Source organism: Myceligenerans xiligouense, from assembly GCF_003814695.1.
Lineage (GTDB): Bacteria > Actinomycetota > Actinomycetes > Actinomycetales > Cellulomonadaceae > Myceligenerans > Myceligenerans xiligouense.
Genome location: NZ_RKQZ01000001.1, coordinates 2,452,320 through 2,477,020, shown reverse-complemented (window position 1 = coordinate 2,477,020; position 24,701 = coordinate 2,452,320). Strand labels below are relative to the sequence as shown.

The 24,701-nt window shown below is 70.0% G+C and carries 14 protein-coding genes and 1 pseudogene; 7 read left to right on the top strand and 8 right to left on the bottom strand.

The genetic code is table 11. From position 1 onward, the window contains the following. Positions 1-69 precede the first annotated feature (69 nt). The gene (locus EDD34_RS21195) at positions 70-831 is read left to right on the top strand and encodes a T6SS immunity protein Tdi1 domain-containing protein (RefSeq protein ID WP_123814545.1); all 762 of its coding nucleotides are present in this window, start codon (positions 70-72) and stop codon (positions 829-831) included. An 18-nt stretch (positions 832-849) separates the two neighbouring features. Here the strand turns inward: EDD34_RS21195 and EDD34_RS10675 are convergent, their stop codons facing one another. The 6 genes from EDD34_RS10675 to EDD34_RS10650 all read right to left on the bottom strand — a co-directional run bounded on the left by EDD34_RS10675 (position 850) and on the right by EDD34_RS10650 (position 13,078). Beyond that, a complete protein-coding gene (locus EDD34_RS10675; protein ID WP_123814544.1) occupies positions 850-2,673 on the bottom strand; it encodes an ABC transporter ATP-binding protein in 1,824 nt (607 codons plus the stop codon). Further along, complete coding sequence (locus tag EDD34_RS10670; RefSeq protein WP_123814543.1) at positions 2,670-4,544, bottom strand: ABC transporter ATP-binding protein; 1,875 nt, start codon at positions 4,542-4,544, stop codon at positions 2,670-2,672. Before EDD34_RS10670 ends, EDD34_RS10675 begins: the two co-directional genes overlap by 4 nt. 77 nt (positions 4,545-4,621) lie before the next feature. After that, entirely contained in the window at positions 4,622-7,504 is a 2,883-nt protein-coding gene (locus EDD34_RS10665) for a GNAT family N-acetyltransferase (protein ID WP_170177043.1), read from the bottom strand. After that, positions 7,501-10,014 carry a GNAT family N-acetyltransferase gene (locus EDD34_RS10660; protein ID WP_123814541.1) on the bottom strand — a complete coding sequence of 838 codons (2,514 nt, stop codon included), beginning with the start codon at positions 10,012-10,014 and terminating at the stop codon, positions 7,501-7,503. The genes EDD34_RS10665 and EDD34_RS10660 overlap by 4 nt, the downstream gene beginning before the upstream one ends. Then, the gene (locus tag EDD34_RS10655) at positions 10,011-11,441 is read right to left on the bottom strand and encodes a lysine N(6)-hydroxylase/L-ornithine N(5)-oxygenase family protein (protein ID WP_123814540.1); all 1,431 of its coding nucleotides are present in this window, start codon (positions 11,439-11,441) and stop codon (positions 10,011-10,013) included. Before EDD34_RS10655 ends, EDD34_RS10660 begins: the two co-directional genes overlap by 4 nt. Then, positions 11,441-13,078: a pyridoxal phosphate-dependent decarboxylase family protein gene (locus tag EDD34_RS10650; RefSeq protein WP_123814539.1), complete on the bottom strand. Its 1,638-nt coding sequence runs from the start codon at positions 13,076-13,078 to the stop codon at positions 11,441-11,443. The genes EDD34_RS10655 and EDD34_RS10650 overlap by 1 nt, the downstream gene beginning before the upstream one ends. A 554-nt stretch (positions 13,079-13,632) precedes the next feature. Here EDD34_RS10650 and EDD34_RS10645 point away from each other — a divergent pair. The 6 genes and pseudogenes from EDD34_RS10645 to EDD34_RS10620 all read left to right on the top strand — a co-directional run. Next, positions 13,633-14,583, top strand: a complete 951-nt coding sequence (locus EDD34_RS10645) for a hypothetical protein (protein WP_170177042.1) — start codon at positions 13,633-13,635, stop codon at positions 14,581-14,583. Between the two features lie 699 nt (positions 14,584-15,282). Beyond that, positions 15,283-16,272 (top strand): CBASS oligonucleotide cyclase, encoded by a 990-nt coding sequence (locus tag EDD34_RS10640; RefSeq protein WP_170177041.1) that lies wholly within the window; start codon positions 15,283-15,285, stop codon positions 16,270-16,272. Between the two features lies 1 nt (position 16,273). Beyond that, entirely contained in the window at positions 16,274-16,777 is a 504-nt protein-coding gene (locus tag EDD34_RS10635) for an HORMA-1 domain-containing protein (protein ID WP_123814537.1), read from the top strand. Positions 16,778-16,832: 55 nt separating this feature from the next. Continuing rightward, positions 16,833-17,771, top strand: a complete 939-nt coding sequence (locus EDD34_RS10630; protein ID WP_123814536.1) for an AAA family ATPase — start codon at positions 16,833-16,835, stop codon at positions 17,769-17,771. A gap of 101 nt (positions 17,772-17,872) precedes the next feature. After that, positions 17,873-19,225: an SAVED domain-containing protein gene (locus EDD34_RS10625; protein WP_170177040.1), complete on the top strand. Its 1,353-nt coding sequence runs from the start codon at positions 17,873-17,875 to the stop codon at positions 19,223-19,225. A 124-nt stretch (positions 19,226-19,349) separates the two neighbouring features. Next, positions 19,350-19,655: pseudogene (locus EDD34_RS10620) on the top strand (transposase); the annotation flags it as partial. A gap of 2 nt (positions 19,656-19,657) precedes the next feature. Here the strand turns inward: EDD34_RS10620 and EDD34_RS10615 are convergent. Further along, entirely contained in the window at positions 19,658-22,444 is a 2,787-nt protein-coding gene (locus EDD34_RS10615; RefSeq protein ID WP_211341556.1) for a restriction endonuclease, read from the bottom strand. Beyond that, entirely contained in the window at positions 22,428-24,407 is a 1,980-nt protein-coding gene (locus tag EDD34_RS10610; RefSeq protein ID WP_123814533.1) for a site-specific DNA-methyltransferase, read from the bottom strand. Before EDD34_RS10610 ends, EDD34_RS10615 begins: the two co-directional genes overlap by 17 nt. Between the last annotated feature and the right edge of the window lie 294 nt (positions 24,408-24,701).

Genomic DNA, 24,701 nt, shown 5'->3' with positions numbered 1-24,701 from the left:
GTTTCGGCCATAAGAGATATGTCCTTCGCAGTCCTTTTTTTCAGAGTGTGATCATGGCAACATCGAGGGGTGCACCTGATCCGAGAGTTCACCCCCGTCGCCTACGACTTCGCTCTCTCCTCGTGGGGCTGGCTCGGCATCACCGATCAGGTGGCCAGATTCGCCTCGTGCTTCGGCGACATCTTCTTGGAGTCGCCCACCGGGTGGTGGTTCCTCGACACCGTCGAGGGCACGCTCGAGAGGCGGTGGCAGACCATGGACGAGATGTTCCGGGAGCTCGAGTCGGCGGAGGGCCGCGCCGAGTACCTGCTGGAGGAGACCCTGCACCAGGCCGAGGCGCGCGGGATGAGCCTGGCGGACGACGAGGTGTTCGCCTTCCTCCCCCCGCCCGCGGTGACCGGGTCGATGGCGGTGGAGAACCTCGCCCCGCTGCGCTTCGCGATCGCGGCGAGCCTCTCGGGACGGATCCATCAGGAGCTGCGCGTCGCCGCGACCCCGGCCCTGCCCGCCGCGTCGGCGCCCGGACAGCACGCCGCGCGACCGGGTGCCCACGCCGCGCCGGAGCCGTACACGCCCCGGCCCTACACGCCGCAGGCGTGGTCCGCGCCGACGCCTCGGGCCCCGGCACCGCGCAACCCGGCGCCCGCCTACCAGGCGCCGCCCAGCCACCTCGTACCGGGCCACTCCGAGACGCAGCCCCGCAACCCCGCGCCCGCCGTGCCCGAGCCGCTCCCGGCCTGGGCGCCGCCGTCGCACGTGCCGCCGGAGACGACGCTCACGGGCTCGTACCCCGCCGCGCGCCCCGCGTCCCGCGCGCGCCACTTCGCCTGACCGGACGGCTTCGCCGGGTCAGACCAGCGAGTCCTGCCACGCCGCGTTCAGCGCGGCGAACCGGCCGCCCCGGTCCACGAGCTCGTCGGGGCTGCCGTCCTCCACGACCTCGCCGTGCTCCAGCACCAGCACGCGGTCCGCGATCTCCACGGTGGAGAGCCGGTGCGCGATGATGATCGCCGTGCGGTCCGCGAGCAGCGACTGCAGGCCGCGCTGCACGAGCCGTTCGCCGGGCAGGTCCAGGGACGACGTCGCCTCGTCGAGCACCAGCACCGTCGGGTCGGCCAGGAACGCTCGCGCGAAGGACAGGAGCTGACGCTGTCCCGCGGACACGCGGCCGCCGCGCTTGTTCACCTCGGTGTCGTAGCCGTCCGGCAGGTTCTCGACGAATCCGTGGGCCCCGACGGCCCGTGCGGCCGCCTCGATCTCCTCCCGCGTGGCGTCGGGCCGCCCGAGCGCGATGTTCTCCGCCACCGACCCGCTGAACAGGTACGACTCCTGGGTCACCATCACGACGTTGCGGCGGAGCACCGGGGAGGCGATGTCCCGGATGTCGACGCCGTCGACCAGCACCCGCCCGCCGGTCGCGTCGTAGAACCGGGTCACCAGCTTCGCGATCGTGGACTTGCCCGCCCCGGTGGTGCCCACCAGGGCCACCGTCTGCCCGGCGGGGATCGTCAGGTCGAGGCCGGGCAGCACCACGGGCCCGTCGCCGTAGGCGAAGCGCACGTGCTCCAGGCGCAGCTCGCCGCGCGGGGCGGGCAGGTCGACGGGCTCGGCGGGTTCGACGACGGTCGGCTCCTCGGCCAGCAGCCCGGAGACCTTCTCCAGCGCGGCCGCCGCGGACTGGAACGCGTTGTAGAACATGGCGATCTGCTGGATCGGCGCGAAGAACCGCTTCACGTACAGCAGCACGGCCACCAGCACGCCGACCGCCAGGGTGCCTTCCAGCACCCGCCAGCCGCCGGCGGCCAGCGCCACGACGACGGTCACGTTCCCGATGAGCAGCAGGCCCGGGGCGAACCGTCCGTTGATGCCGAAGATCCGGAGGTTGGCGTCACGGTACGCGCTGCCGATCCGGTCGTAGTCCCGCTCGGTGGTGGCCTCGCGGTTGAACGCCTGGACCGCCCGGATGCCGGTCATCGTCTCGACGAACTTCACGATGAGGCGGGCCGACCACGTGCGCTGCTCGCGGTAGGCGACCTGCGAGTGCTTGCGGAACCAGCGCAGGAGGAACCAGGCGGGGACGAGCCCCGTCATCAGGACGAGCCCGGACAGCGGGTCCAGGATCGTGAGCCCGACAGCGGTGAAGGTCATGACCAGCACCGACGCGATGACGCCGACGAGGCCGCCGTCGAGCAGCTCGCGCAGGGCCTCCAGGTCGCTCGTCTGCCGGGAGATGATCCGCCCCGAGGTGTAGGACTCGTGGAACTCCAGACTGAGGCGCTGGGTCTGGCGGAAGACGCGGCGGCGCAGGTCGAGGAGGACGTTCTGGGCGATCCTGGCGGCGACGCGGCGGTAGGCGCCGATGGCGACGCCGGCGACCACGGCGGCGGCCAGGTAGGCGCCGCCGATCGCGGCCAGCGGGCCGACGTCGCCGGGCAGGGCGGGCAGCGCCTTGTCGATGGCGAGGGAGACGAGCCAGGGGCCGGCGACCTGTGCGGCGCTGGAGGCCGTGACCAGGACGGCGGCCCAGGCGAGGATCCGCGCGTGCGGGCGCAGGAGGTCGCCCAGCAGGGCGATGGAGCGGCGCCGCACGGCACGGGAGGTGGCGCGGTCGAGGCTGGTCTCGTCGTCGTGCTCGGCGTTCGTGGGACGACGGCGGCCGTCGGGTGCGCTCACGCGCTCACCTCCTCGTCCGCGGGGGCGGCCGGGCCGGCGGCCGAGCCGGGATGGTCGTGCGACACGTAGTCCTCCTCGAGGCTGGAGATGACGTGGCGGTAGTGCGCGCTCGTGGCGAGCAGCTCGCTGTGCGGCCCGACGGCGGAGATCCGGCCGTCCTCGAGGACGGCGACCCGGTCGGCGAGGGCCACGGTGGAGGGGCGGTGGGCGATGACGAGGGTGGTGGTGCCGTGCAGGACGTCGGCCAGGCGCCGGGTGACGGCCTCCTCGGTGGTGACGTCGAGCGCGGAGAGGGGGTCGTCGAGCACGAGGACGCCGGGCCGGGCGGCGATGGCACGGGCGAGCGCGAGGCGCTGGCGCTGGCCGCCGGACAGGGACAGGCCCTCCTCCCCGATGCGGGTCTCCACGCCGTCGGGCAGGTCGTGGACGAACCCTGCCTGGGCGACCTCCAGGGCCTCGTGCATGCGGCGGGTGCGCTCGGCCTCCCCCACCGCGCCGGGCCCGGACTCGGGGACGCCGAGCAGCACGTTGTCCCGGACGGACGCCGAGAACAGCGTGGGGTCCTCGAACGCGACGGCGACGTGCCGGCGCAGGTCGTGGCGGGTCAGGTGGCGCACGTCGACGCCGTCGAGCAGCACCTGCCCGCCGGTGACGTCGTAGATGCGCGGGACGAGCATCGCGACGGTGGACTTGCCGGAGCCGGTGAGGCCCACCAGGGCCGTCGTCGTCCCCGCGGGCAGGTCGAGGTCGACGTGCTCCAGGACGTCACGGCCCCGGCCGGCGTCGGGGTAGGCGAAGGACACGTCCCGCAGGGCGACGTCGCGCCCCCGGCCGGCGGGCAGCGTGGCGGGGTGCTCGGGGTCGGTGAGGGCGGGCGCGGTCTCCATGACCTCGAAGTAGCGGTCGACGGCGCTGCGGGCGTTGATCGTCATGGACAGGCTCATGCCGAGGTCGACGACGGGCCCGCCCACGACGGCGGTGGTGGCGAAGAACAGCACCAGGTCGCCCACGGTCATCTGCCCGGTGCCGGTCAGCCAGACGCCGAGCACGAGGCAGACGCCGAGCGTGACCTCGGGGATGAGGGTGAGGGCGGCCATGAGGCGGGCGTCGACGCCCGCCTTGTGCAGTTCCGTGCGGCGCAGCGTGTCGGCCTGCCCCGTGAACGAGTGCAGCGCGTCGTGGCCCCGGCCGAAGGCCTTCAGGACGCGGATGCCGTGGACCGACTCCTCGACGGTGTTGGCGAGGTCGCCGGACTGGTCCTGGGAGCGGCGCGAGATGACGCGGTACCTGCGGGAGAACCGGAAGACGATCACCACCACCGGCACGGCGCCGGCGAGGTAGACCAGTCCGAGCCAGCCCGCCGTCGCGACCAGGACACCCACGCCGACGGCGATGGTGGCGACGTTCAGCACGAGCTGCAGCAGGCCGAAGACGAGCCAGCGGCGCAGCATGCCGAGGTCGCCCATGACGCGGGACAGGAGCTGGCCGCCGGGCCACCTGTCGTGGAACGCGGCGGGCAGGTCCTGCAGGTGCCGGAACATCGCCATGCGCATCGCGTGCTCGACCCGCGTGCCCGGGAACATGACGAGGTTGCGGCGCAACGCGACCAGCCCCACCTCGGCGAGGCCGAACGCGAGGACCAGCACGACGGACCAGGCGAGGCCGGTCCAGTCGCGCGTCGCCACGCCGCGCGTGAGCGGGCCGTCGACGACGTACTGGAGCACGTGCGGGATCGCGAGGGCGGCGAGGCTCGCGCCGAGGGCGGACAGCAGGCCGCCGGTCAGCGGCGGGATGGCCGATCGGACGTAGGGGTAGAGACGTCGAATCGATGCGAAAGTGGACAGGGTGGAACCTGCGGGGTCATGAGGCATCGCTCCGATGATCTCATTCGACGGCAAGCCATTTGCCCCGGCCAACCGTCGGCGCGTCACTCGCGCTTGGCACACTTTTATTGGTCCAGGAGTTCCGCCCTCTCCCGGGTCAGGTACGCCATCACCGCGTCCTTCGGGCCGTTCGGGGACTCGAAGCGGACGCGCTCGCCCGCCTCGAAGCCGAACGTCGTCATCCGGGCGAGCGCCGCCGCGTTGCTGGCGTCCGGCTCCGCGATCAGGCGGCGCGTGCCCGGCGCGGCGAAGAGGAAGCGCGCGAGCGCCGAGCCCAGCACCGCCCAGCTCTCCGCTCCCCCGCCGGCGTGTTCCGGGAGGGTGGGCGCCCGGAAGAAGTGCAGGCCGAGGTCGCCGTCGGCCACGGGGTAGGCGGCGGCGACGGGGTCGTCCTCGGGGTGGTAGGCCTGGACGAGCGCGACGGGGGTGCCGTCCCAGCGCACCAGGTAGGCGTTGTGGGTGGGCAGGGAGTCGACGAACTCGTAGGTCTCGCGCAGTTCGTCGCGTGTCAGGCCGGCCAGGCCCCAGAAGCGGGCACGGGGCGCCGTGACCCAGGCGTGCAGGACGTCGAGGTCCGCGTCGGGGTCGAGCACGTGGGCGGTGATGACGCCGCGTGGTGTGGTCGTGCGCCAGACCTCGGCCCCGCGCGGGCCGTGCAGGAGTCGCCGGGGCGGCTCGGGCGAGGGCGTGGACATGGCCGGGTGGACGGGCGTCAGCCGGTCCCAGTCGGTCTCGACGGGGACCGTGCCGCCGGCGGCCCAGGTCGCGTGCTGGTCGGTGGTGTGCGGGTCGCCGGGGACGCCGCTCGCGCCGAACGGCACCACCCAGCGGCTGGCGCGGCGGTCGGAGAGGTCCCAGATCCAGCGGGCCACCGAGCCGCGGGCGGCTCGCGGTGACCCGCCCGGTGTGCCGCCGGTGCACCGCACGGTGTCGTTGTCGCCGGAGACGGGCGCGGCGGGGACCGGGAGGTCCGGGCCGCCCGGCAGGCGGGCCGGGGCCAGGGTGTGCAGGTCGCCCCAGGTGGTGGCGGGTGGTGGGGCGTGCGGCGCGGGGGGTGTGTCCGGTTGCGGGAGGTCCGGGTCCCCGGGGTCGATGCCGAGGGCGTCCAGGAGCCGCAGGAGTCCGAACCCCACGGCGGCGTCGGGGTCGAACCAGGGGGCGTAGATCTCGCCGTACGGTGATCCGCCGGTGCGCAGGCCGTCCAGGCGGGGGTCGCGCGCGACGTGGCGCACGAGCGCGTCGCGCCATCGGGCGAAGGCTGCCGCGTCGGCGCTGTCCGCGTGCATGGGTGCGCCGGCCTCGGCCCAGGACCGGAGCCGTTCCGGCACGCCGAGGCGTGCCATGAGGGCGAGGGCGGCGCGGCTGGACACGTCGGCGTGGACGCGGTGCTGGGTGCCGGGTGATTCCCCGCCCGCGGGCGGGGTGGCGAGGAGCTCCCGGATGCGGTCGGCACGGTGGGGTGCGTACGACCAGCCCAGGGCGTGGGCCTCGCGGTCGCGGCGGTGGTCGTGCGGTGCGTTGCCGGCGGGGCGTTGCGTCGTCGGGCGTTCGTTGGCGTCGACGGCGACGCCGGAGGTCACTCGTTCGGGTTCCGGGAGGCGGGTCCAGGCGCGCGGCCGGGCGGCGTCGGTCCAGGCGGGCACGGGCAGGACGCGCTCGTCCGGGGCGCGCTCGGCGACCCGGCCGGCCGTGAGGCCGAGGATCTCGCCGCCGGTGTCGGCGGTGAGGACGCGGTTGACGGGGTCGACCCAGCCGTCGCGGAACGCGGTCGCCACGTCGCGGGCGGACCGGGCGCGCAGCAGGCGGCGCCAGGTGGGTACGCCGGCGTCGGCCAGGACGCGGACGGGCCAGCGGATCGTGAAGTGCCGCGTGTCCGGGCCGTCACGGCCGTCGTCGCGGTCGTCGTGCCGGGTGGCCACCCGGACGCCGCGCGTGGTCTCGATCCACGGCACCGACTCGCGGCGCGGGTGCGGCGAGCCGGCCGCCTCGCCGTCGAGGTCGCGGATCTCGATCGTCTCGAACCCTCCGGCGGCCGGTTCCCAGCCGTCGGGGCCCTCGGCCTCCCAGCCGCCGTCGGCGGACCGGCGCAGCCGCTCCTCGAAGACCTCCACGTGGTGGGCCATGGCGTTGGTGATCCCCCAGGCGACGCCGGTGGTGCCGCCCGCGGCTCCGCCGTCGGACAGGGCGTACCCGAAGTGCTGGACGCCCGGCACGCCCGGGAACGCGAGGCCGAGGACGTCGTACGGGACCTCGTCGCCGTCCGCGCCCTCGGCCGTGCAGGCGAGCCGGATCTGCTGGTACGTGCCGGGCAGCTCCAGGGTGCGGTGCGGGTCGCCCGCGAGCAGAGGGCTGCCCGACGCCGTCGCGTCCGGTGCGACGGCCCACGCGTTGGAGCCGGACGCACCACCGGCGCCGGGGCCGCCGTCGGCCGCGAACCATTCGGCGCGGGTCCGCGGCGGCACGCCGGGGAACCGCGGGCCCAGGGTGCGGGCGACGTGGTCGCGCCAGAGCACGCCGGGGAACCCGTTGAACAGGACGTGGTCGACGAGGAACAGCCCGATCGGGGTCCACGGCCGCCAGGGGCCGGGGCCGGCCGCTTCGCCGGCGCGCGCGGCCAGTCCGGCGTTCACACCGCGCGCGTAGGCGGCCAGCCACTCCCGTTCGGGCGCGGCGAGCGCGTCCGCCACCCGCCGCGCGGTGTCGGCGAGACGGACGCGGACGGCGAAGCGGTCCCAGGCGAGGCCGTCGGGTCCCGTGCGGGCGGCGAGCCGGGCCTCGGCACGGAGGCGGCCCGCCTCGATCTGGTGGGCGCGGTCGAGCGCCGTCACGTAGCCCTGGCCGTGGGCGAGGGCCCGCTCGGTGGCGGCACGGACGTGGGGGATGCCGTGCGTGTCCCGGTAGAGCTGGAAGGGGGGTGGGGTCTGGGGTGGGTCGTGCGGCTGGGTCACGCGGGCACCGTCACTCCGATCGGGTTGGTCAGTCGCCCCGCGTAGATCAGCGAGGACGCCTGGTCGGTCAGGTCGACCATCTGGCGGGTGTCGCGCAGCTGGAGCCGGTTGAGGCAGGAGTGCGCGAAGGTCTCGGCGCGCAGGTCCACGCCGAGGCCGCGGCCGTGGCGGGCGGCGACGCCGGGATGTTCGTCGCGGTGCCGGTCCACGACCTCGCCCACGAGGGTCCAGAACCGCCGCGTGGGCAGGACGCCGTCCGCGGCGAGGATGCCGGACAGGTGGCGCAGGACGCCGTCGAACACGTCGGTGAACACGGCGAGCGCCTTCTCGTCGTCGGGCACGAGGGCGCGGACGCGTTCGACGGGTGCGGGCAGGGCCCGCGGGCCGAGTACCGCGGTCTCCTCCCCGATGTCCTTCATGAAGGCCCGGGTCACCACGTGGTCGCGCAGTACCAGGACGAGGTTCTCGCCGTGCGGCATGAAGGCGAGGTCGTGTGCGAGGAGGCAGTGCACCAGCGGGTACAGGTAGGCGTCGAGGTAGGACCGCACCCACTGGTGCGGGTCCAGGCCGGAGGCCTGGATCAGGGAGGTGGCGAGTGCGGTGCCGCTCGCGTCGCGGTGCAGGAGCCCGGCCATGGACGCCACGCGCTCTCCCTCGGCCAGGCGGGGCAGGGGTGACTCGCGCCAGAGGGCGGCGAGCATCTTGCGGTAGGGGTTGTCGGCGCGGGTGCGGTGGTAGGCGTCGCCGGTGTAGCCGATGGCGGCGAGTTCGCGCAGGACGCCGAACCCGGCGCGGCGCAGGGTGTCGTCGCCGGTCACGAGGTCGGCGACCCAGTCGTTGACTGCCGGGGTGCCGCGCATGTACCTCGGGGACAGCCCGCGCAGGAAGCCCATGTTCTGGATGGCGGTGGCGACCTTCACGTAGTGCCGGTGCGGCCGGGTGGTGTTGAACAGGGTGCGGATGGACTGCTGCGGCGTGTACTCGTCGGCGCCGGGGCCGAGGGGCACGAGGTCGTGGCGGGCGACGTCGGCGGCGAAGGTGATCGCCACCCGGTGCTCCCACTGCCACGGGTGGACGGGGAGGTACAGGTAGTCGTCCGGGTCCAGGCCGCGGGCGGTGAGGCGGGTGGCGAACGCGGCGCGTTCGGCGCCCGACAGTTCCCCGGCCGACGACGGCGTGCCGTAGAGGCCGGGTTCCGTCTCGCCGGCGCCGAGGGACAGGTGGGTGTGCTCGCGCCGGGCGGCGAGCCACAGGAGTCGCAGGCGGCCGGCGCGTTCGGGGGCGTAGGCGCGGTAGTCGGACAGGGAGAAGCCGATCCGGCCGTTGTTGGCCACGAAGCCCGGGTGGCCCTCCGTCATGGCGGACTCGACGGCCTGGAACGCGGCGGCGACGTCCGGCGCGGCCAGCGCGTCCACGAGGCCCGGGGCGGACGGGGTGGTGCCGAGCGTTTCGCGCTCCCGCTTCGCCATCGCCCCGGCGAGCGTGGACGACAGCTCTTCCAGGTACACCGGCAGCAGGTCCTCGGGCACGTTCAGCAGGGGCTGCAGTTCCGCGACCAGTTCCAGCGCGTCGATCGGCGCGGGGCGTGCGGTGCCGTCCGGGCCGGTGCGGGTGCGGCGCAGGCCGGCCTCGTCGATCACCCAGTGCTCCAGCGGGTAGCGGCGGGCGGTGAACCGGTAGGTGACGCGGGCGGGGGCGGCGTCCAGCTCGAGGACGTACTCGCGCGGCTCGTCGTGCGTCGTCTCCCGCCCCGCGGCGTCGCCCTCGCGTGCGGGCACCGGCAGGAGCAGGCGCTCGTGCGTGAACTCGGCGAGCGCCTTGGCGGCCAGATGCCGGTGGGCGGCGTCCGCGAGCGCCGGGCGCAGGTGTGCGGCGGGTTCGGTGCTGAGGGGGCCGGTGCCGTCGCCGAGCGGGGAGGCCTCGAAGTCGTCGCGGGTGCAGATGCTGAGGCGGGCGCGTTTGGTGTGGCCTTCGGTCGGGAGGTCGAGGTCGCGCAGGACGCGGAATCCGGCGGCGGCGTTCTTGGCGTGGATGGCGGTGTTGCGGGCGTCGGGTTCGACGACGACGCGCAGGGCGCCGCGTCCGGTGCGGGCGAAGCAGAATCGCATGACGGTGGTCATGACGGCGTCGGTGAGGCCGGGCAGGCGGGGTGCGGGTGGGGGCGGCGGGGGTGCGACCAGGAGGTGCATGCCGAGGTCGCCGGTGCGGTGGTCGAGGATGTCGGGGGGCAGGCCGTGGAGGACGGTGCGGGCCGGGTCGTAGGTCTCGGCGTAGGCGATGGGGTGGCCGTCGTGGCGCAGCAGCCAGCCGTGCTGGGCGTCGTCGGTGCCGAGGGTCGTGAGGTAGGTGCGGACCTGGTCGGTGGTGAGGTCGCCCATCTCCCAGTAGTGGGAGGCGGGGTGGGTGAGCCATTGGTGCAGGAGGGGGGTGTGGCGGGCGGGGTCGACGGGTTCGACGGTCAGGTCGCCGACGCGGGTGGCGGTGCGGAAGGTCGTGGTGGTGTCGGTCATCGTGTCGTCTCCGTGGCCGCCGGCGTGGTCGCGACGGCGTGAGGGCGCGACGCGGGGGCGCCGGCGGGGACGGGGTCCGGTGATTCCGGGGAGTCCAGGCCGAAGGTCTGGAACGCGATGCGGCGTTCGATCGGGTAGGGCTCGCGGCCGGTGACGCGGGCGAGGATGACCGAGGCGCGCCAGGGGGCGAAGCCGAGGTCGGGTGCGGTCACGCCGTGGGTGTGTTCCTCGCCGCCGGCCACGAAGACGCGGCGGTCGGTGTCCACGGTGTAGTCGCGGCGGACGACGAGGCGGCCGCGGGGGTCCAGGTCGAGGCGGTCGAGCACGGGTGCGAGGAATTCGGAGGTGGTGGGCGTGTAGCCGGTGGCGGCGACGACGGCGCGGGTGCGGTGCTCGGTCTGCCGGCCGGTCTGGCCGTGGCGCAGGGTCAGGACGTACTCGCCGGTGCCGCCGGCCCCGTGGGGGTCGAGGCGGGCGGCGGTGACCTCGCAGTCGGTCAGGAGGGTGGTCGGTAGTGGTGTCCCGAGGGCCGACTTGCGGTAGAGGGTGTCGTAGATGTCGTCGATGAGGTCGCCGCTCATGCCCTTGTGGAGGTTGCGTTGTTCCCGGCCGAGCCGGTCGCGCAGGTCCTGCGGGAGCGCCACGTAGTGGTCGGTGTACTCGGGGGAGGTCATCTCGAGGGTGAGCTTGGTGTATTCCATGGGGAAGAAGCGGCTGCTGCGGGTCACCCAGTCCAGGCGGTAGGGGCTCGTGCCGCCGGGGCCGGTCGTGAGGCCGTCGAGGAGGTCGCGGTACACCTCCCCCGCGGACTGGCCGCTGCCCACCACGGTGACGGCGCCGGAGGCGGTGAGCGCCTCCCGGTTCGGCAGGTAGTCGCCGGTGTGGACCACGGGCCCGGCTCCGGCCAGGTCGCGGAGCTCGGCGGGCAGGCGCGGTGTCGTCCCGGTGCCCAGCACGAGGTGCTTGGCACGGTATTTTTCCTCGGTCACGCCGTCGGGGCCCGCGATCCGTGCGGTCAGGACGTAGGCGTCGCCGCCGGCGTCGTACTCGACGGCGGTGACGCGCCGGCCCCAGCGCAGCATGCCGGGCGCCGCCTCGGCGAGGCGGCCGGCCGCCCAGCGGCAGTAGGCGTCGTACTCGGCGCGCAGCGGGTAGAAGGACTCGCGGATGTAGAAGGGGTACAGGCGGCCGGTCTCCTTGAGCCAGGCCAGGAACGAGTAGGGCGAGGTCGGGTCGGCCATGGTGACGAGGTCGGCGAGGAAGGGCACCTGGAGCGTGGTGCCCTCGATGAGCATGCCGGGATGCCAGGAGAATCCGTCGCGCTGGTCGAGGAAGACGCACGTGACGTCGTCGAGCGGCGCGGCGAGGGCGGCGAGGCCGAGGTTCATGGGGCCGATGCCGACGCCGGCGAGGTCGTAGGTGCGCATCAGTCGGTCTCCTCGCGGGTCAGCCGGGGGTGGACGTCCCGGCAGGGTGGCACGTCGAGGCCGGCGAGTTCTTCGCCGGCCAGCAGGCCCTGGGCGGCCGAGCGGACGAGGTCCAGGACGGCGCGCACGTCGTCGAGCGTCATGTCCGGGTCGAGCAGGGTCAGCTTGAGGCAGGGGCGACCGTCGGCGACGGTCTTGGCGACCAGCGCCCGGCCCGAGTCGAACAGGACGCGGCGCACCTGTGACACGAGGGCGTCGGCGTGCTCCGGGGCGAGCCCGTCGGGTTCGTAGCGGAACATGACGGTGGACAGGTCCGTGCGTGCGACCAGGCGCAGCTGCGGGTCGTCGGCGAGGTCGGCGTGCACGGCCGCGGCCAGGTCGTAGGTGGCGTCGGCCAGCCGCCCGACGCCGTCGGCGCCCAGCGCCCGCAGGGTGACCCACAGTTTCAGGGCGTCGAACCGGCGGGTGGTCTGCAGGGACTTGCCGACCTGGTTCGGGTCGGGGTTGAGCTCGCCGTTGTCCCGCTCGGGGTTGAGGTAGTCGGCGTGCCAGGACCCGCGGGCCATGTCGGTGGCCTCGCGCACGATCAGCGCGCTGGACGAGACGGGCTGGAAGAACGCCTTGTGGAAGTCGACGGTGACGCTGCGGGCCCGCTCGATGCCGGCCAGCAGGCCGCGCCGGGTGGGGCTGACCAGCAGCCCGCAGCCGTAGGCGGCGTCCACGTGCAGCCAGGCACCGGTCGCGTCGGCCAGGTCGGCGAGCGGGAGGATCGGGTCGACGCACCCGCGGTCGGTGGTGCCGGCGGTCGCCACGACGGCCATCGGGGTGTCGCCGGCGCGGGCGACGTCGGTCAGGGCGCGGCCGAGGGCGTCGGGGTCCATGCGGCCGTCGCCGTCCACGTCCACGTCCACGACGGCGTCCTCGGACAGGCCCAGCAGCAGGGCCGACTTGGCCACCGAGAAGTGGCTCGCCGCCGTGGCCAGGATCCGCAGGCGGGACTGCGTCACGGCGCGCTCGACGCCGCCGAGCCCGTCCAGCGCACGCTGCCGGGCCAGGAACATCGCCTGCAGGTTGGACTGCGTTCCGCCGGAGGTGAAGACGCCGTCGGCGCCCGCCGGCTCACCGCGCTCGTCCCGGCCGACGGGGAAGCCGATGCGGCCCGCCGTCCAGTCGACCAGGCGGCGTTCCATGAGGGTCGCGGCACCGGACTGGTCGTAGGTGTCGACCGACGTGTTGATCGCCGCCAGCATCGCCTCCGCCGCCACGGCCGGCACGGCGACCGGGCAGTTCAGATGGGCGGCGTAGGCCGGGTGGTGATACCAGACCGCGTTGCCCGCGTACAGGTCGGCCGCCTCGGCCAGCGCCTCCTCGGTCCCGACGCCCGGGGCGTCGAGGTCGACCGCGTCGCAGCGTGCGCCCAGCTCAGCCCGTCCCGCACCGGCGAACGGCTGGGTGACGGCGGCGACGCGCCCGGCGACGTCGTCCACCACCGCCCGCGTGACGCGGGCGTACTCGGCGGCGGTGGCGCCGCGCAGCAGCGCGGACCGGTCGTGCCGGGCACCGGACGGCGGCGCGGACGCGGCCGACGACGACACGGGCACGACGCCGCGGGCGGCGGCGGGCAGGGGTGAGGACATGCGCGAGGCTCCTCCGATGGGACCGACGGGACGGGTGCCATGCCCGATCCACCGGCACGGCGCGATCTAGTTAGGCATGCCTGACCTAAGTTAGCTGACACTTCGCTCATGTCCAACCATGCCCACGTGCCGGACACCACCGGGCCGAGCACGTTCCGGACACGAATTCCGCGACACGACGCCGGAAACGTCGCGCGGAGTCACCCAGATCGGTACGTTTCCCCCATGAGTGGGCTTTGGCTCGCTGAGCTGGTGCGATGCTCCTGGATCGTGCTGGTGGGGCATCGGTGGGGGTTCATCGATCGGTTGTCGTTGCCCGGCGGGGCGGGCGGGCACGATGACGGCAGCGGGTGGGCTGGTCATCGGTGCGTGAGGCGGGTGCCTCACCCGGCTCAGATTAGCGGGCGGAACAACTCCAGGGCGAGGGTATGCTCGCGGCCACGATGAGCGGCTCCATGCAGAACGATCCCTTCACGACGTCTCGGTTCGACAGATTTGCTGAGCACAACCGTGATCGTCGTACGAGGAGCCTCGTCGGAATCATGCTCCTGGTGTTGGCGATCGCGGCCGTTCCGACGTGGTTGTCGGTGGAGCACTTCCGCACCTTCGTGATCCTCGAGGAGCACGGCGTGAAGACGTCGGCGGAGGTGCTCGCGTTCGAGGGCGGCGGGCGAGGGCCACGCACGATGACGATCAGCCCGGACGACAACCCCTCGGTATTCACCCGCCTGAATCACTGGCCTCGTGGCACCGAGGTGGGGGACGCACTGGAGATCACGTATGACCCGGCGAACCCCGGCCGAGTCATGGCAGTCGACGCACCTGTGGTCGACGCGTCGATTGCCATCGTGGCGCTCTTCGAGATCGGCGCGCTCGGGCTGGTTGCCCTGATCGTGCCGCCTGGTCTCGCGCTGCTCGTGCGCCGGGTTCGTGATCGCGCGTGGCGACCTCGTCCAGATCCAGAGGCATCGACAAATCGAGGCGGACGGCAGCCGCGAAGTCACCGCCTGGCGTGGGCGCCGGCCGCCTGGCGCAGGATCAAGCACGAAGCACAGGAGCAGGGCGCTTGGACGTCCATCATGGTCTTCACCTTCGCACCGATCGCGTTCACGCTGCTCTGTGTCGGCGCCACGCTGGTAGAAGTCCGTGATCTCGCTGCCCTCCACGAGCGCGGCGTCGCCGCCCAGGCCGAGGTCCTCAGCTCGGAGTGGGGAAGCAACCGCCAAGACCGGCTCATGGTATGGGTCGACGAAGAGGAATCGTGGATCACGCGATGGACCGGCGTGCCACGGTACGGCGATCCGATCGACGTGACCTACCTGCCCGAGAACCCCCGAGTCGCGCGGCAGGCCGACGTCTTCCCGTGGGGCCCTTCGCAGTTCGTCTTCGCCGCGGCGGGCATCGTGGGTGTGATCACAACGCCGTTCGTCGCCTCCGCGGCGATCGCAGGCATGCTGGCTCGGGCAGCCAGGGCACGAGGGCAGCGCGCGGCCACGGCGACGTAATCCTGGACCAGATCCACAGGCCTGCGCAGACCACCGAACGGATCGACAACGCCTGGAGTGAACTGCCCGCAGCCCCCACCGTGACGAGCTGATTCCCCGACGATGCCGGCTTCGCCGCTGCGGGCAAGCGCCAGCGCGCATGGCATTGTGAGGTCCCTGCGACTGCAGCGCGAAGTGTCCGTAGTCCTTCGTGAGTTGTGCGTTCGCTCTACGGCTCGCCCGTACCCCACATCGACCATGTGACGCTTATCACATTACGTTGGGCCGAGGCTCAACTACGTCGGCGTCAGCCATCGTCCAGGCCACATCGATCCAGACTAGGGCGCAGATCTACGACCGCAGCTCACGGGCCCGCGCCCCACCGCGGCCAGAGGCGCGGCGCCTTGGGTACATCCGCGGGAATGACATGGGTGTGGTTTGGTGTTGGCACTCGTCAGGCACGAGTGCCAGAATGAGATCGGAACACCGCACAAGTGTTCCAACGCCAGCCCGCGAGGGCTGGCAGGGCAAAGCGAAGGCCTCGGCCAGAGCGAAGTCTGAACCGAGGCCTCCGTGCGTGTTTGGTCGCTCGTACGGTAGATCCCCTCCGCCGGTGCTGCGACTGGAGTCTCAGCTACTGGACATGGGGCGTTTTCGCGTTCACTCCTCCTCCCGCCGAGCGGAGAGGCCGCTGCATGCGGCCGCTAGGAGGAAGAGCCAATGCACGATCATGTCACCCACGCGGACCTGAAGTCGTTCGCGGTCAACCGGGTCAACGTCCCGTCCGAGACGGCTAAGAGCCGCCGCCAGCAGGTGAACCACCTGCGCACCCGCCTCGAGTCGTACATCGCGGCACACCCCGACTACGACTTGGTGAAGATGCGCGCCTCGGGCAGCGTCGCCAAGCACACTGCGATCCGTTCCGGCTCGGACGCCGACGTCGCCGCGTACGTCCGTGCGGCCGCAGTCGGCGGCCTGTCTGCCGACGAGACGCACTTGCTGGAGTGGCTCCGCGACCGCTGCATCGAGGTGTACGGCGAGACGAAGGACGCTGAGGATTTTCAGATCTCTCAGCACGCCGTCGGGATCACGATGAAGGGCACGGGCCTGAAGATCGACGTCGCGCCCGTGCTCTACGAGGACGAGCCCGACGACCGCGGGTATCTCGTGACGCGGAATGGCGACCGTGTCCTGACCTCGGTGACGCTGCACCTGGAGTTCCTGAACAAGCGCGCGGCTGTCGCGGGCACCGAGTACAAGGAACTCATCCGCCTGATCAAGGCGTTCATCGCCCGGGCCAAGTACGAGAACGAGGCGCTGCGGTTCAAGAGCTTTCTCGCCGAACTGATCGTCGCGCACCTGTGGGACAACGGCTGGAACGGCGAGGCACTCGCACTCACGGACTACCCACGTGCGTTCGAGCAGTTCCTCGGCTACATCGTCGTGACCGAGCTCAAGGCGCCGATCGTCTTCACGGACTACTACAACGCCTCCGATGTCGGTGCGTCCTACGACCCGATCCAGGTCTGGGACCCGGTCAACCCGCAGAACAACGTCGCAAGCTCGTACACCGAGGCCGACCGTCAGCGGCTCGTGGACCGCGCCGCTGAAGCCCTGGACCAGGTTGCGTGGGCGGGCACTGCCCCGACCAAGGGTGCCGCCGTCGAGGCATGGCAAACCCTCTTCGGACCGACATTCCCGGGGGCGTGAGATGACACTCTCAGACACGAGAAGCTCAACCTTCACCATCACGGACGCCCGTTACGTCGCCAGCAAGCTCGGCGCGGACTTGCGGAACCTCTACGCCCGCTACGGGAAACCCGCATCGACCAGCATCGACGACTACGTCGAAGAGATCGCGCTGTTCCTCAAGGCCGGCTACATGAACACGGTCGACTTCGGCTTCAAGAACGGGGACAGCTGGGTCCTACGTCTGCGGTACAGCGCAGTTGTAGGGGGACAGCTGCGCGATGTGCCCCCCGGACGGCTCCCGTCAGCGGTCGACATCGCCGGCCGATCGTTCAGTAGCTATCTGCGCTACAGCAGCACCTACCGGGCGGCGACGGCGGACAAGCAGGCAGCGTTCAAGCGCACCCTGCCCTTCCAGCGATCGAGCGCAGACGAGCCGTCGCTCGGCGGCGGCGCGGTCACCAGCAGCTCTGAGTACTCGCGGAACGGCACCGGCCTCAGCCGTGACGTGTTCGTCGCGTTCTAGCCACTGATCGGCGCGTGCCGCTCCTCCCGGCACCAGATTCGCCAGGAGATCCAGCATGTCGAGCGACACCGAACTTTTCCATCCCGTCATCGAGCTTCCCGACCCGACCCGTGCTGCGCGCTACCAGCGGCTTGTGGGAGTCGACCACATCAAGGAGCGCCTTCGCCGCGAGGCCTCGGTTCTCGCCGACCCGGCTTCACTAACCAGGTGGGCTGCCCAGCACCACCCCGCAGCCGCCAATGCGAGCGCGTTCACTCTCCTGCGAGACCGCGCCCCGCTGCTGCTGTTCGCGGGTGACGTCGGCTCCGGAAAGTCAGCGCTCGCGGAGAGTTTCGGATGCGATCTCTCCGACTCTCTGAGGGTCCCGGTGCTTCTGTACCGACTCAAACTCGCCGCACGAGGTACAGGGCACGTGGGTGAGATGACCACCCTGATCGCGAAGTCGTTCGAGCAGGTCGGGGCAGAAGCGCGCCGAGGTCGAACCGGTGACGGCCGCCTCAAGGCCGTCACGATCCTCGTCGTCGATGAGGCCGATGCTCTCGTCCAGTCCCGCGAAGCCACGCAGATGCATCACGAGGACCGCGCCGGGGTCAACGCCTTCTTGGCCGGAATCGACCAGTTCGCTGGTACCGCAACCCCGCTCCTGGTCGTGCTCTGCACCAATCGCCTGGCCGCGCTCGACCCCGCGTTGCGCCGGCGAGCTGCGGCCACCTTCGAATTCGGACGCCCGACCGAAGAGCAGCGCCACCAAGTCCTGACCACCGCATTCGACGGCTTCGAACTGAGCCCAGGGATCATCGACAAACTCGTGGAGATCACCGGACCGCGCAGCGACGGCACACCTGGGTTCACGTTCTCCGACCTGACACAGCGTCTGGTTCCAGCAGCCCTGCTACGGGCGTACCCGTTCGAGCCGATCACACCCGACCTGCTCGTCGACGTCGCGACGGACATCACCCCGACACCGGCGTTCACCGATCAAGCCGCGGCATGACACTTCCCCCACGAGCAGCGGCAATCCGCGGCGACGACTACCAGCACAGTGTCGGCCTCTACCACGCCTGCCGTGCACTGAACGATCCGCGGATCGAATCCGTGAGCATCGAAGACGCCCAGGGTGGAGCCTTCGACGACGTGGTCGTGCGCAGCCGTGCGGGGTCGGGACTCGCCCACGAGTACACCCAGGTCAAGTCGAGCAACTACCGAAACACCGTCGTCAATGAGACGTGGCTCCTCACCTCGCCGAGCCCACGAGGCAAATGCCCCCTGGCACACTTCTACGCGACCTGGGCTCGCCTGACGGCAACAGGCGAACCATTCACCCTCACCCTGCTGTCCAACCGCAACTACGACCACGCCGACCCGATACTCAACCTGATCGACAACTCCACCGACACGATTCCCCGCGAGGCACTGGACCGCCTGAGGCCGAGAAGCGCAGGGGGAAAGGCACTTGAGCGTTGGTCAGCTTCGCTCCAGATCAGCATCGAGGAGCTCGCTCAGTTCCTCAGCGAAGTCCGACTCGTCCACGGCGAGGCCGACACGTCCTGGCTGGAGCGATGCCGACCGCTCATGCAACAGGCAGGGCTGCGTAACGACGACGCCGCGCTCGATGTCGGGCGGGCGATGGTTCGCAACTGGGTCACCGCCGGGCGGGGCGCGCGTACCCGTGATGAAATCCGCGCGGAAGTTGCGGAACGCGACCTACTCGCACGCAGGGGCACTCTGGTTCTCGCAGTCCACGCGATCGACCACGCGCCCATTCCCGAGTTGCCGAACGTGACGATTGACATCGTCGACCACTACCCCGACGTCGACCCGTTCCAAAGGCGCCAACTCAGCAACCCAAACGCCTGGCCAACCATCGTCATCCCGAAGCTCAACAAGGCGCGCACCGAACTGGGCGCGTTCCGTAGCCGACGGGTCCACGTCGTCGGCGCGATGCGCCTGCCCCTCTACTTCGCCGTCGGCCGCACATTGCCGGAAGTCGCCGGCTGGGTGCTATCGGTCGACCAGCGCGGCGAAGAATGGGCAACCTCCGCGGCCCGAGAAGGTGCGAACCTCGACATCCAATCTGACGAACACGTCAAGGGCGCGGCCGAACTCGCGGTCGCGATCGCGCTCACGCACAACCCAGTGGCCGAAGTCCGCCGGTGCCTGTCCGAAACCGCCATCCCCGCTGAGCGCCTTCTCGTCCTCTCCCGCGACGGCGGACCCAGTCAGAACGCGGTGCCCGGACCCGGGTGGGCAATCGACTGGGCAACCCGGGCTCGGGACGCGGTCCGATCTGCCACCTCCGAGACCGGTGCACAGCGAGTCCACCTATTCATCGCTGCGCCAGCAGGGCTCGCACTATTTCTCGGGCACCAGTGGAACCTAGTCCCCACGACCGTGGTGTACGAACACCTCGCCCCTGGCTATGCCCCCACGATCACCTTCGCCGGGTAGCCGGCTCTTTCAGGCTCGCCACCCGGACGAACGCCGCGCTCGGCGAGCCAACGGCTCCACCGCCTACGCCTTCGCGAACCGACCGGACCGTGCCTGAGTTGTAGACCGCACACCGCCGTTGCACCTGCGCCCTGATCGGCACCGCCGGGCCTGTCTGAGTAACCGCTGGCAGCAGCTGGTGGCCCAGGCGAAGGCCGCGGGAATCGACCTGGTCGGCCCGGACGGGTTGCTGACCGGGCTGACGAAGCAGGTCCTGGAGGCCGCGCTGGACGAAGAACTGACCGAGCACTTGGGCTACCGGCCCGGTGGCCAGGAGGGCAAGACGGGTACGAACGAGCGCAACGGCACCCGGTCCAAGACGGTGCTGACCAAGATCGGGCCGGTCGAGCTCGACGTCCCGCGTGACCGGGAGGGCAGCTTCACCCCGGTGACTCAAGACTCGCCGTCCTCGAGCGCACCATCGAGGAGAAGCCCATGCTGGTCAGTCGTGTAATTGAAGTCGATGCGCCCAGCGGGTGCCGCCTCGAAGTGGTGCTTGGCAAAGCGGATACGCATCGCCTCGTCCCAGTCGAGGTTGTCGAGGTTGCGGGTGTCCTTGGTCTCACGGACGAGGTAGAGCCGATCACTGCCGTTCTCGGTATACACGACGGCCCAGTCGGGCGAATATTCCCCGACAGGCGTGCGCACGCGGAACCGACGTGGAAGCTTGGTAAAGAGCTTGACGTGATCGCGGTTTGACTCCAGTTGTGCAGCGAAGGCACGCTCAACGTGGCTATCGTAGTCCACGTGGTCAAAGAGGTTCACGCCGCCATCCGTTGCGGGAGTTACGCCGTTCTTCGGGTCCGGATTACCGGGCATGGGCTGGGGCGGGCTCTTGGACTCGATCTCGGGGAACACGACCTCGGCATCCCACCAGTCTGTGTCGTCAATAGGTTCGTAACTGATGCCACTGACCATCTGCTCGATTGTCTCGATGCGGATGGCATTCGCCGCGATCCGAGCCCATCGGTCGGGGTCATCGAGGACGTGCCGAGTAAGTTCTCGGTCGGGATGGTTCAGGATCTCGCGGACGATCGCGGTGATCGTGGGGCGGGTGAGCTGCAGCGGGAACTTGCCATACTGCAACTGGTCCTCAATCAGCTGCACCACGTCCGGCAGCCGTTGACCAGCAACGACGATGCGCTCGCCGCGTGACTCGGCCACGACCGAGTCGGCGGTAATGACCTTGCCCTCGTCGTTGTAGATGAGGTCAGCAGACTGCACGACGTTGGCGCGGCGCTCGATGAACTCCAGATCTGCAAGGTGTTCTGATGCGGCGACCGCGATGCGCAGTGCATCCGGGTCGACAGTGACGCGGTAGTGCGCCTTGTAGCGGATGCGGTTCCAGAGCTCCGCGAACTCGGGACTATCGAACTGGGCAGGGCGCCGACGGACGATGACTTCGTTGTCGGCGTTGTTGACCTCGGGCCCGGTCTCCCCAGAGGGACCACCAGATGCGACATACTCAGCGTTCAGTCCGTCACGGAACTCGGTGAACGACTCGTCGACGATGAGCGTCAGCCGGTTGATTGCAGGGTCCATCACGCGGTGCCCGGACTGGTCGACTGGGAGCCGTAGGCCGCGTCCGATCTGCTGTCGGCGCTCCAGCTCGGAGCGGGTGTGACGCAGAAAGCCGACCTGGAAGACGTTGGGGTTGTCCCAGCCCTCCTTGAGCGCGGAATGGGAGAAGATGAACGCGCGCGGATTGGCGCGGTCGAGGATGAGTTCCTTGTTCGCGATGATCTCCTGGTAGGCGCGTGCCTCAAGATCGGCGTCAGAAGCACGTCCCGAAGTGTCTTTAAGGATGCCCGTCTTCGTAGACGGGAAGTACGCGACACGCAGCTCAGCCGGATCTGGCATCGCATCGGTGGGAGAGCCGGCCCGTGCCCATTCCTCGCGGAACAGCTCGTCGAACATCAGAGGCAGCACGGCCTCGTCGCCGACGTAGTCGGCGACCCGCTCGACGAAGAACAGCGACAGCACCTTGACGCCGCGGTTCATCGAGTCGATTTGAGCCTGACGTGCCAAGTGCGTGCGGATGGTGTGACGGATCTGGTCGCGCCAGACAGCTACAGCGTCCACGCCAATCTCCGTTCCGACTTGCACAACGAGGCCGTTCGCAAAGATCACACGGTCGGGCTTGCGCTCGATGCCGTCGACGACCAGCCCCCGGTACTGCGGCAGGCTGCCGGACTCCTCGAACAGGTCGGTCCCGTTCTGCAGCACTACCTGCGCCCGCTTGCCGCCAGCTTTATCGATGACCGCCTCAGCCATCAGGCGCTTGCGGACGCTGCGGAGACGGTTGAGCCGGAGGTACGGCTTGCCGTCTTCGCCGGCGACGATGCCCTTGACCGATACCCTCTTGACGAGCCCGGCCTCGGCGGCCTGCTTTGGACCAAGCCGGTGGACGCGATTGAACGGCTCTTTGTGGGTTGCGCTGTACCGCAGCGCAACCAACGGGTTCAGGGTCGCGATGGCCTGACGCCGCAACTGTGTCGCCATATTCTGCGGCTCGTCGATCAAGACGACAGGACGTGCCTTGGCGATCTGCTGCATGCCACTGAGGGAGTCACCCCACAGCTGGGGCCGCTCGGCGCTGACATACAAGGTGTTCTTTTCCGGCTTGTCGAGCGCCTGGACGCTTGCAACGAGGAGTTGCACCGTGCCCGACGGCTCCGTGAAGTCGTTCAGCGCCGAGTTCTCACCCAATACACCCCACCTGTAGGGCACTCCGGGGTACTTGAGCCGGAAATGCTCCTCAGTCTGTTCGAACGTCTTGACGACACCCGCGCGGATCGCGATGGAGTGCACCAGGATGACGAACTTCCGCAGCCCATACAGTTCGGCCAGACGTAACGCCGTCGAGATGTAGACGTAGGTCTTTCCAGTGCCCGTCTCCATATCAACCGAGAAGTTCGGGAACGCACGCTCCGACCCCTGCAGATCCGTCTCGGTCAGCATTTCCAGGTGCGCCTGCGGTGCAACGGCCTCGCGGGTCGTCACCGTCCCAAGATTATCGGCAAGGATTTCACGCTCCAGCGCGAAGCCCGCGTGCCCGTCCGCGCCAGGTGCCTGCCCGACAAGCGCATCGCGCGGCGGCACGAGGGCACCCTCAAAAAGGTCGACCACTGCAGACACGGCGGCCGACTGATGCGGCTGATCGTCAAAGCGAAACTTCACGGGGCACCCGTTCCAGGAGGACCAGCCTTGACTGTAGGCGCGGCGCCAGCGTGAGGGTGACAGAGTCCTCCACCCGGTCGCCACGAAGGATCAGGGTGTCGTCATCGCTCAGCCCCAACGCGTCCGCCGTAGCCAATGAGAAGGCATCCAAGGAGATCAGGAGACGACCAGACGCAGCCTGGTCCCCGGCCGGAGCAAACTCGTAGACAGTCACACCGTCGAGCTCGTGTCTAGTGACCAGCGCATCGAGCCTCGTGCCGGTGGCCTTGAGCGCCACTTCCCAGGCCACGTCGATCGGTTGCGCGCCCTCGACAACAGGAGATCCTGCCGTGTGGTCGAGCACCTGCGCCAAGTAGTCCTTGCCAGTCAGCTCAGGTGACGCGACGATCGGCTTCTCAATCACGAGGTTCGTTGGGCACGTACGGAAGATGCGGAAACCAAGTTCCGGGGCGTCCAGCGTCTCCTCCTGCAGCAAGGCCGCGGTACGGCGTAGCCGCTCCGCGGTCACCTCGAAGATCGTTCCGTAGCCCGCATCGAGTGCGTTCTTGCCCGAGTCCTCGGATGCACTCGGCTTCTCGGGCGCCTGGACGAGGATCCAGTGCCGCGTCTTGCCGTCCTTTGGGTTCTGCTCCCACACGGCATGGCCAGTCGAGCCAGAACCTGCGAAGAAGTCGAGGATCAGGTCACCATCATCGGTGATGGCGTGGAAAAGGCGAGCGAGCACCTCGATGTCCTTCGGATAGTCGAACACCGTCCCGCCCATGAGCTTGTCCAGCGCCTTCGAAGCAGCACGCCGATCCTTGTAGAAGACGGAGCCCGGAGCCCACTCCTCGTGCTCGTGCAGATAGGACTTGATCTTCAGCCGCTGATCGGTGTTCTCGGGATAGTAGATGCGCCCGGCCGCGTCCAGCTGCTCCATGCGCTCGCGGCTGTAGGCCCAGCCGTTCTGATGAGGCCTGTAGCCGTTGAAGTCGTACACGAGGTTCGGCCGAGGGTTAGGGCTACGCAGGTTGTCCGGAAAGTAGACACCGCGGTCATCGACATAGTTGAAGTGTTCGTGCGCCTTCGAGGGATGCTCGTCGGGCAGTTCCCGATACCAGGTCAGCAATGCGGTGTGAATAGCCGCGAAATCCTGTCCGTGGACGCCACGCAGTTCGGATACCTTCGCGTAGATCTCATCGAGACCCGACTTACGCTCTCGCCAGCGGGCATCCTGCTCACGCAGGTAGGCGTGGTCTCGCGCGTAGGCGACCACGTAATCATGCCCGACAGAGATCTGTCGGGCATCGTTCTTGCGGCCGCCGTTCCAGGTGAAGTTGCCCACAAAGTTCTCTGGCCCGAATACGGCGTCGAGCAGCAGCCGCAGGTGATGCGCCTCATTGTCGTCGATCGAGGCGAGGATGACGCCGTCGCGGCGCAGCAGGTGACGCGCCAGCGTTAGGCGCGGGAACATCATCGTCAGCCATGGCGCGTGCTTGCGCCCGCCGGTCTCGACCCGGCTCGTCGTGGCGTTGCCCTGGTCGTCGACCTGGCCGGTCTCAACAAGATACCGACGCTCGGGCACGGCGAAGTCGTCGTTGTAGGTGAAGGTGTCACCCGTGTTGTAGGGCGGATCAATGTAGATCAGCTTGACGGCCCGTGAATAGCCGTTCTTCAGCAGCTTGAGCACCTGCAAGTTGTCGCCCTCGATCAGGATGTTGCGGGCGCTTGGCCAGTGCAGGGAGGCGTCCTCATCAGGCACCAGCGTCGCCGTCGTCGGCACGCGTGCGTCTTGGCGTGCGTGGTCGATTCCCGGCCAGGCGAAGGAGAAGGCGGGCTTGCCCTCGCCACCGAGACCGAGGGCAGCAATCAGTGCGTCACGGTCAAGCTCGCCGTCGAGGAACGCGCTCGGCACGAGATCACGGAGCTGTGCGAGCAACTCTGCGCGCGAGTCGGGAGTCCCGCCCGGAACAAAGGACGTCATCGAACTGCCTTCCGCCCACAGCTTTGCACCGAGGCGACTGGCCCGCACGAGGGCCGAGTGTTGTGCATGGTCATACGAGGGTCGTTCTCCTCCGTGTCAGGCTCGACCGGTTGGTCCGTGGGTGGTGGCTACACGTTACAGGTGGTGACTGATGACGAGTCGCCCCGACCGATATTGCACAACACCTATGGTCAGGTCGTCGAACCCAACCGCCAGCACTGCTTCGGTGCGCCTCGGACTGTGAGTGCGTCATGGAGCCTGTCAGCGAGGTCCGCTGCGGCGGGCACGATGTCT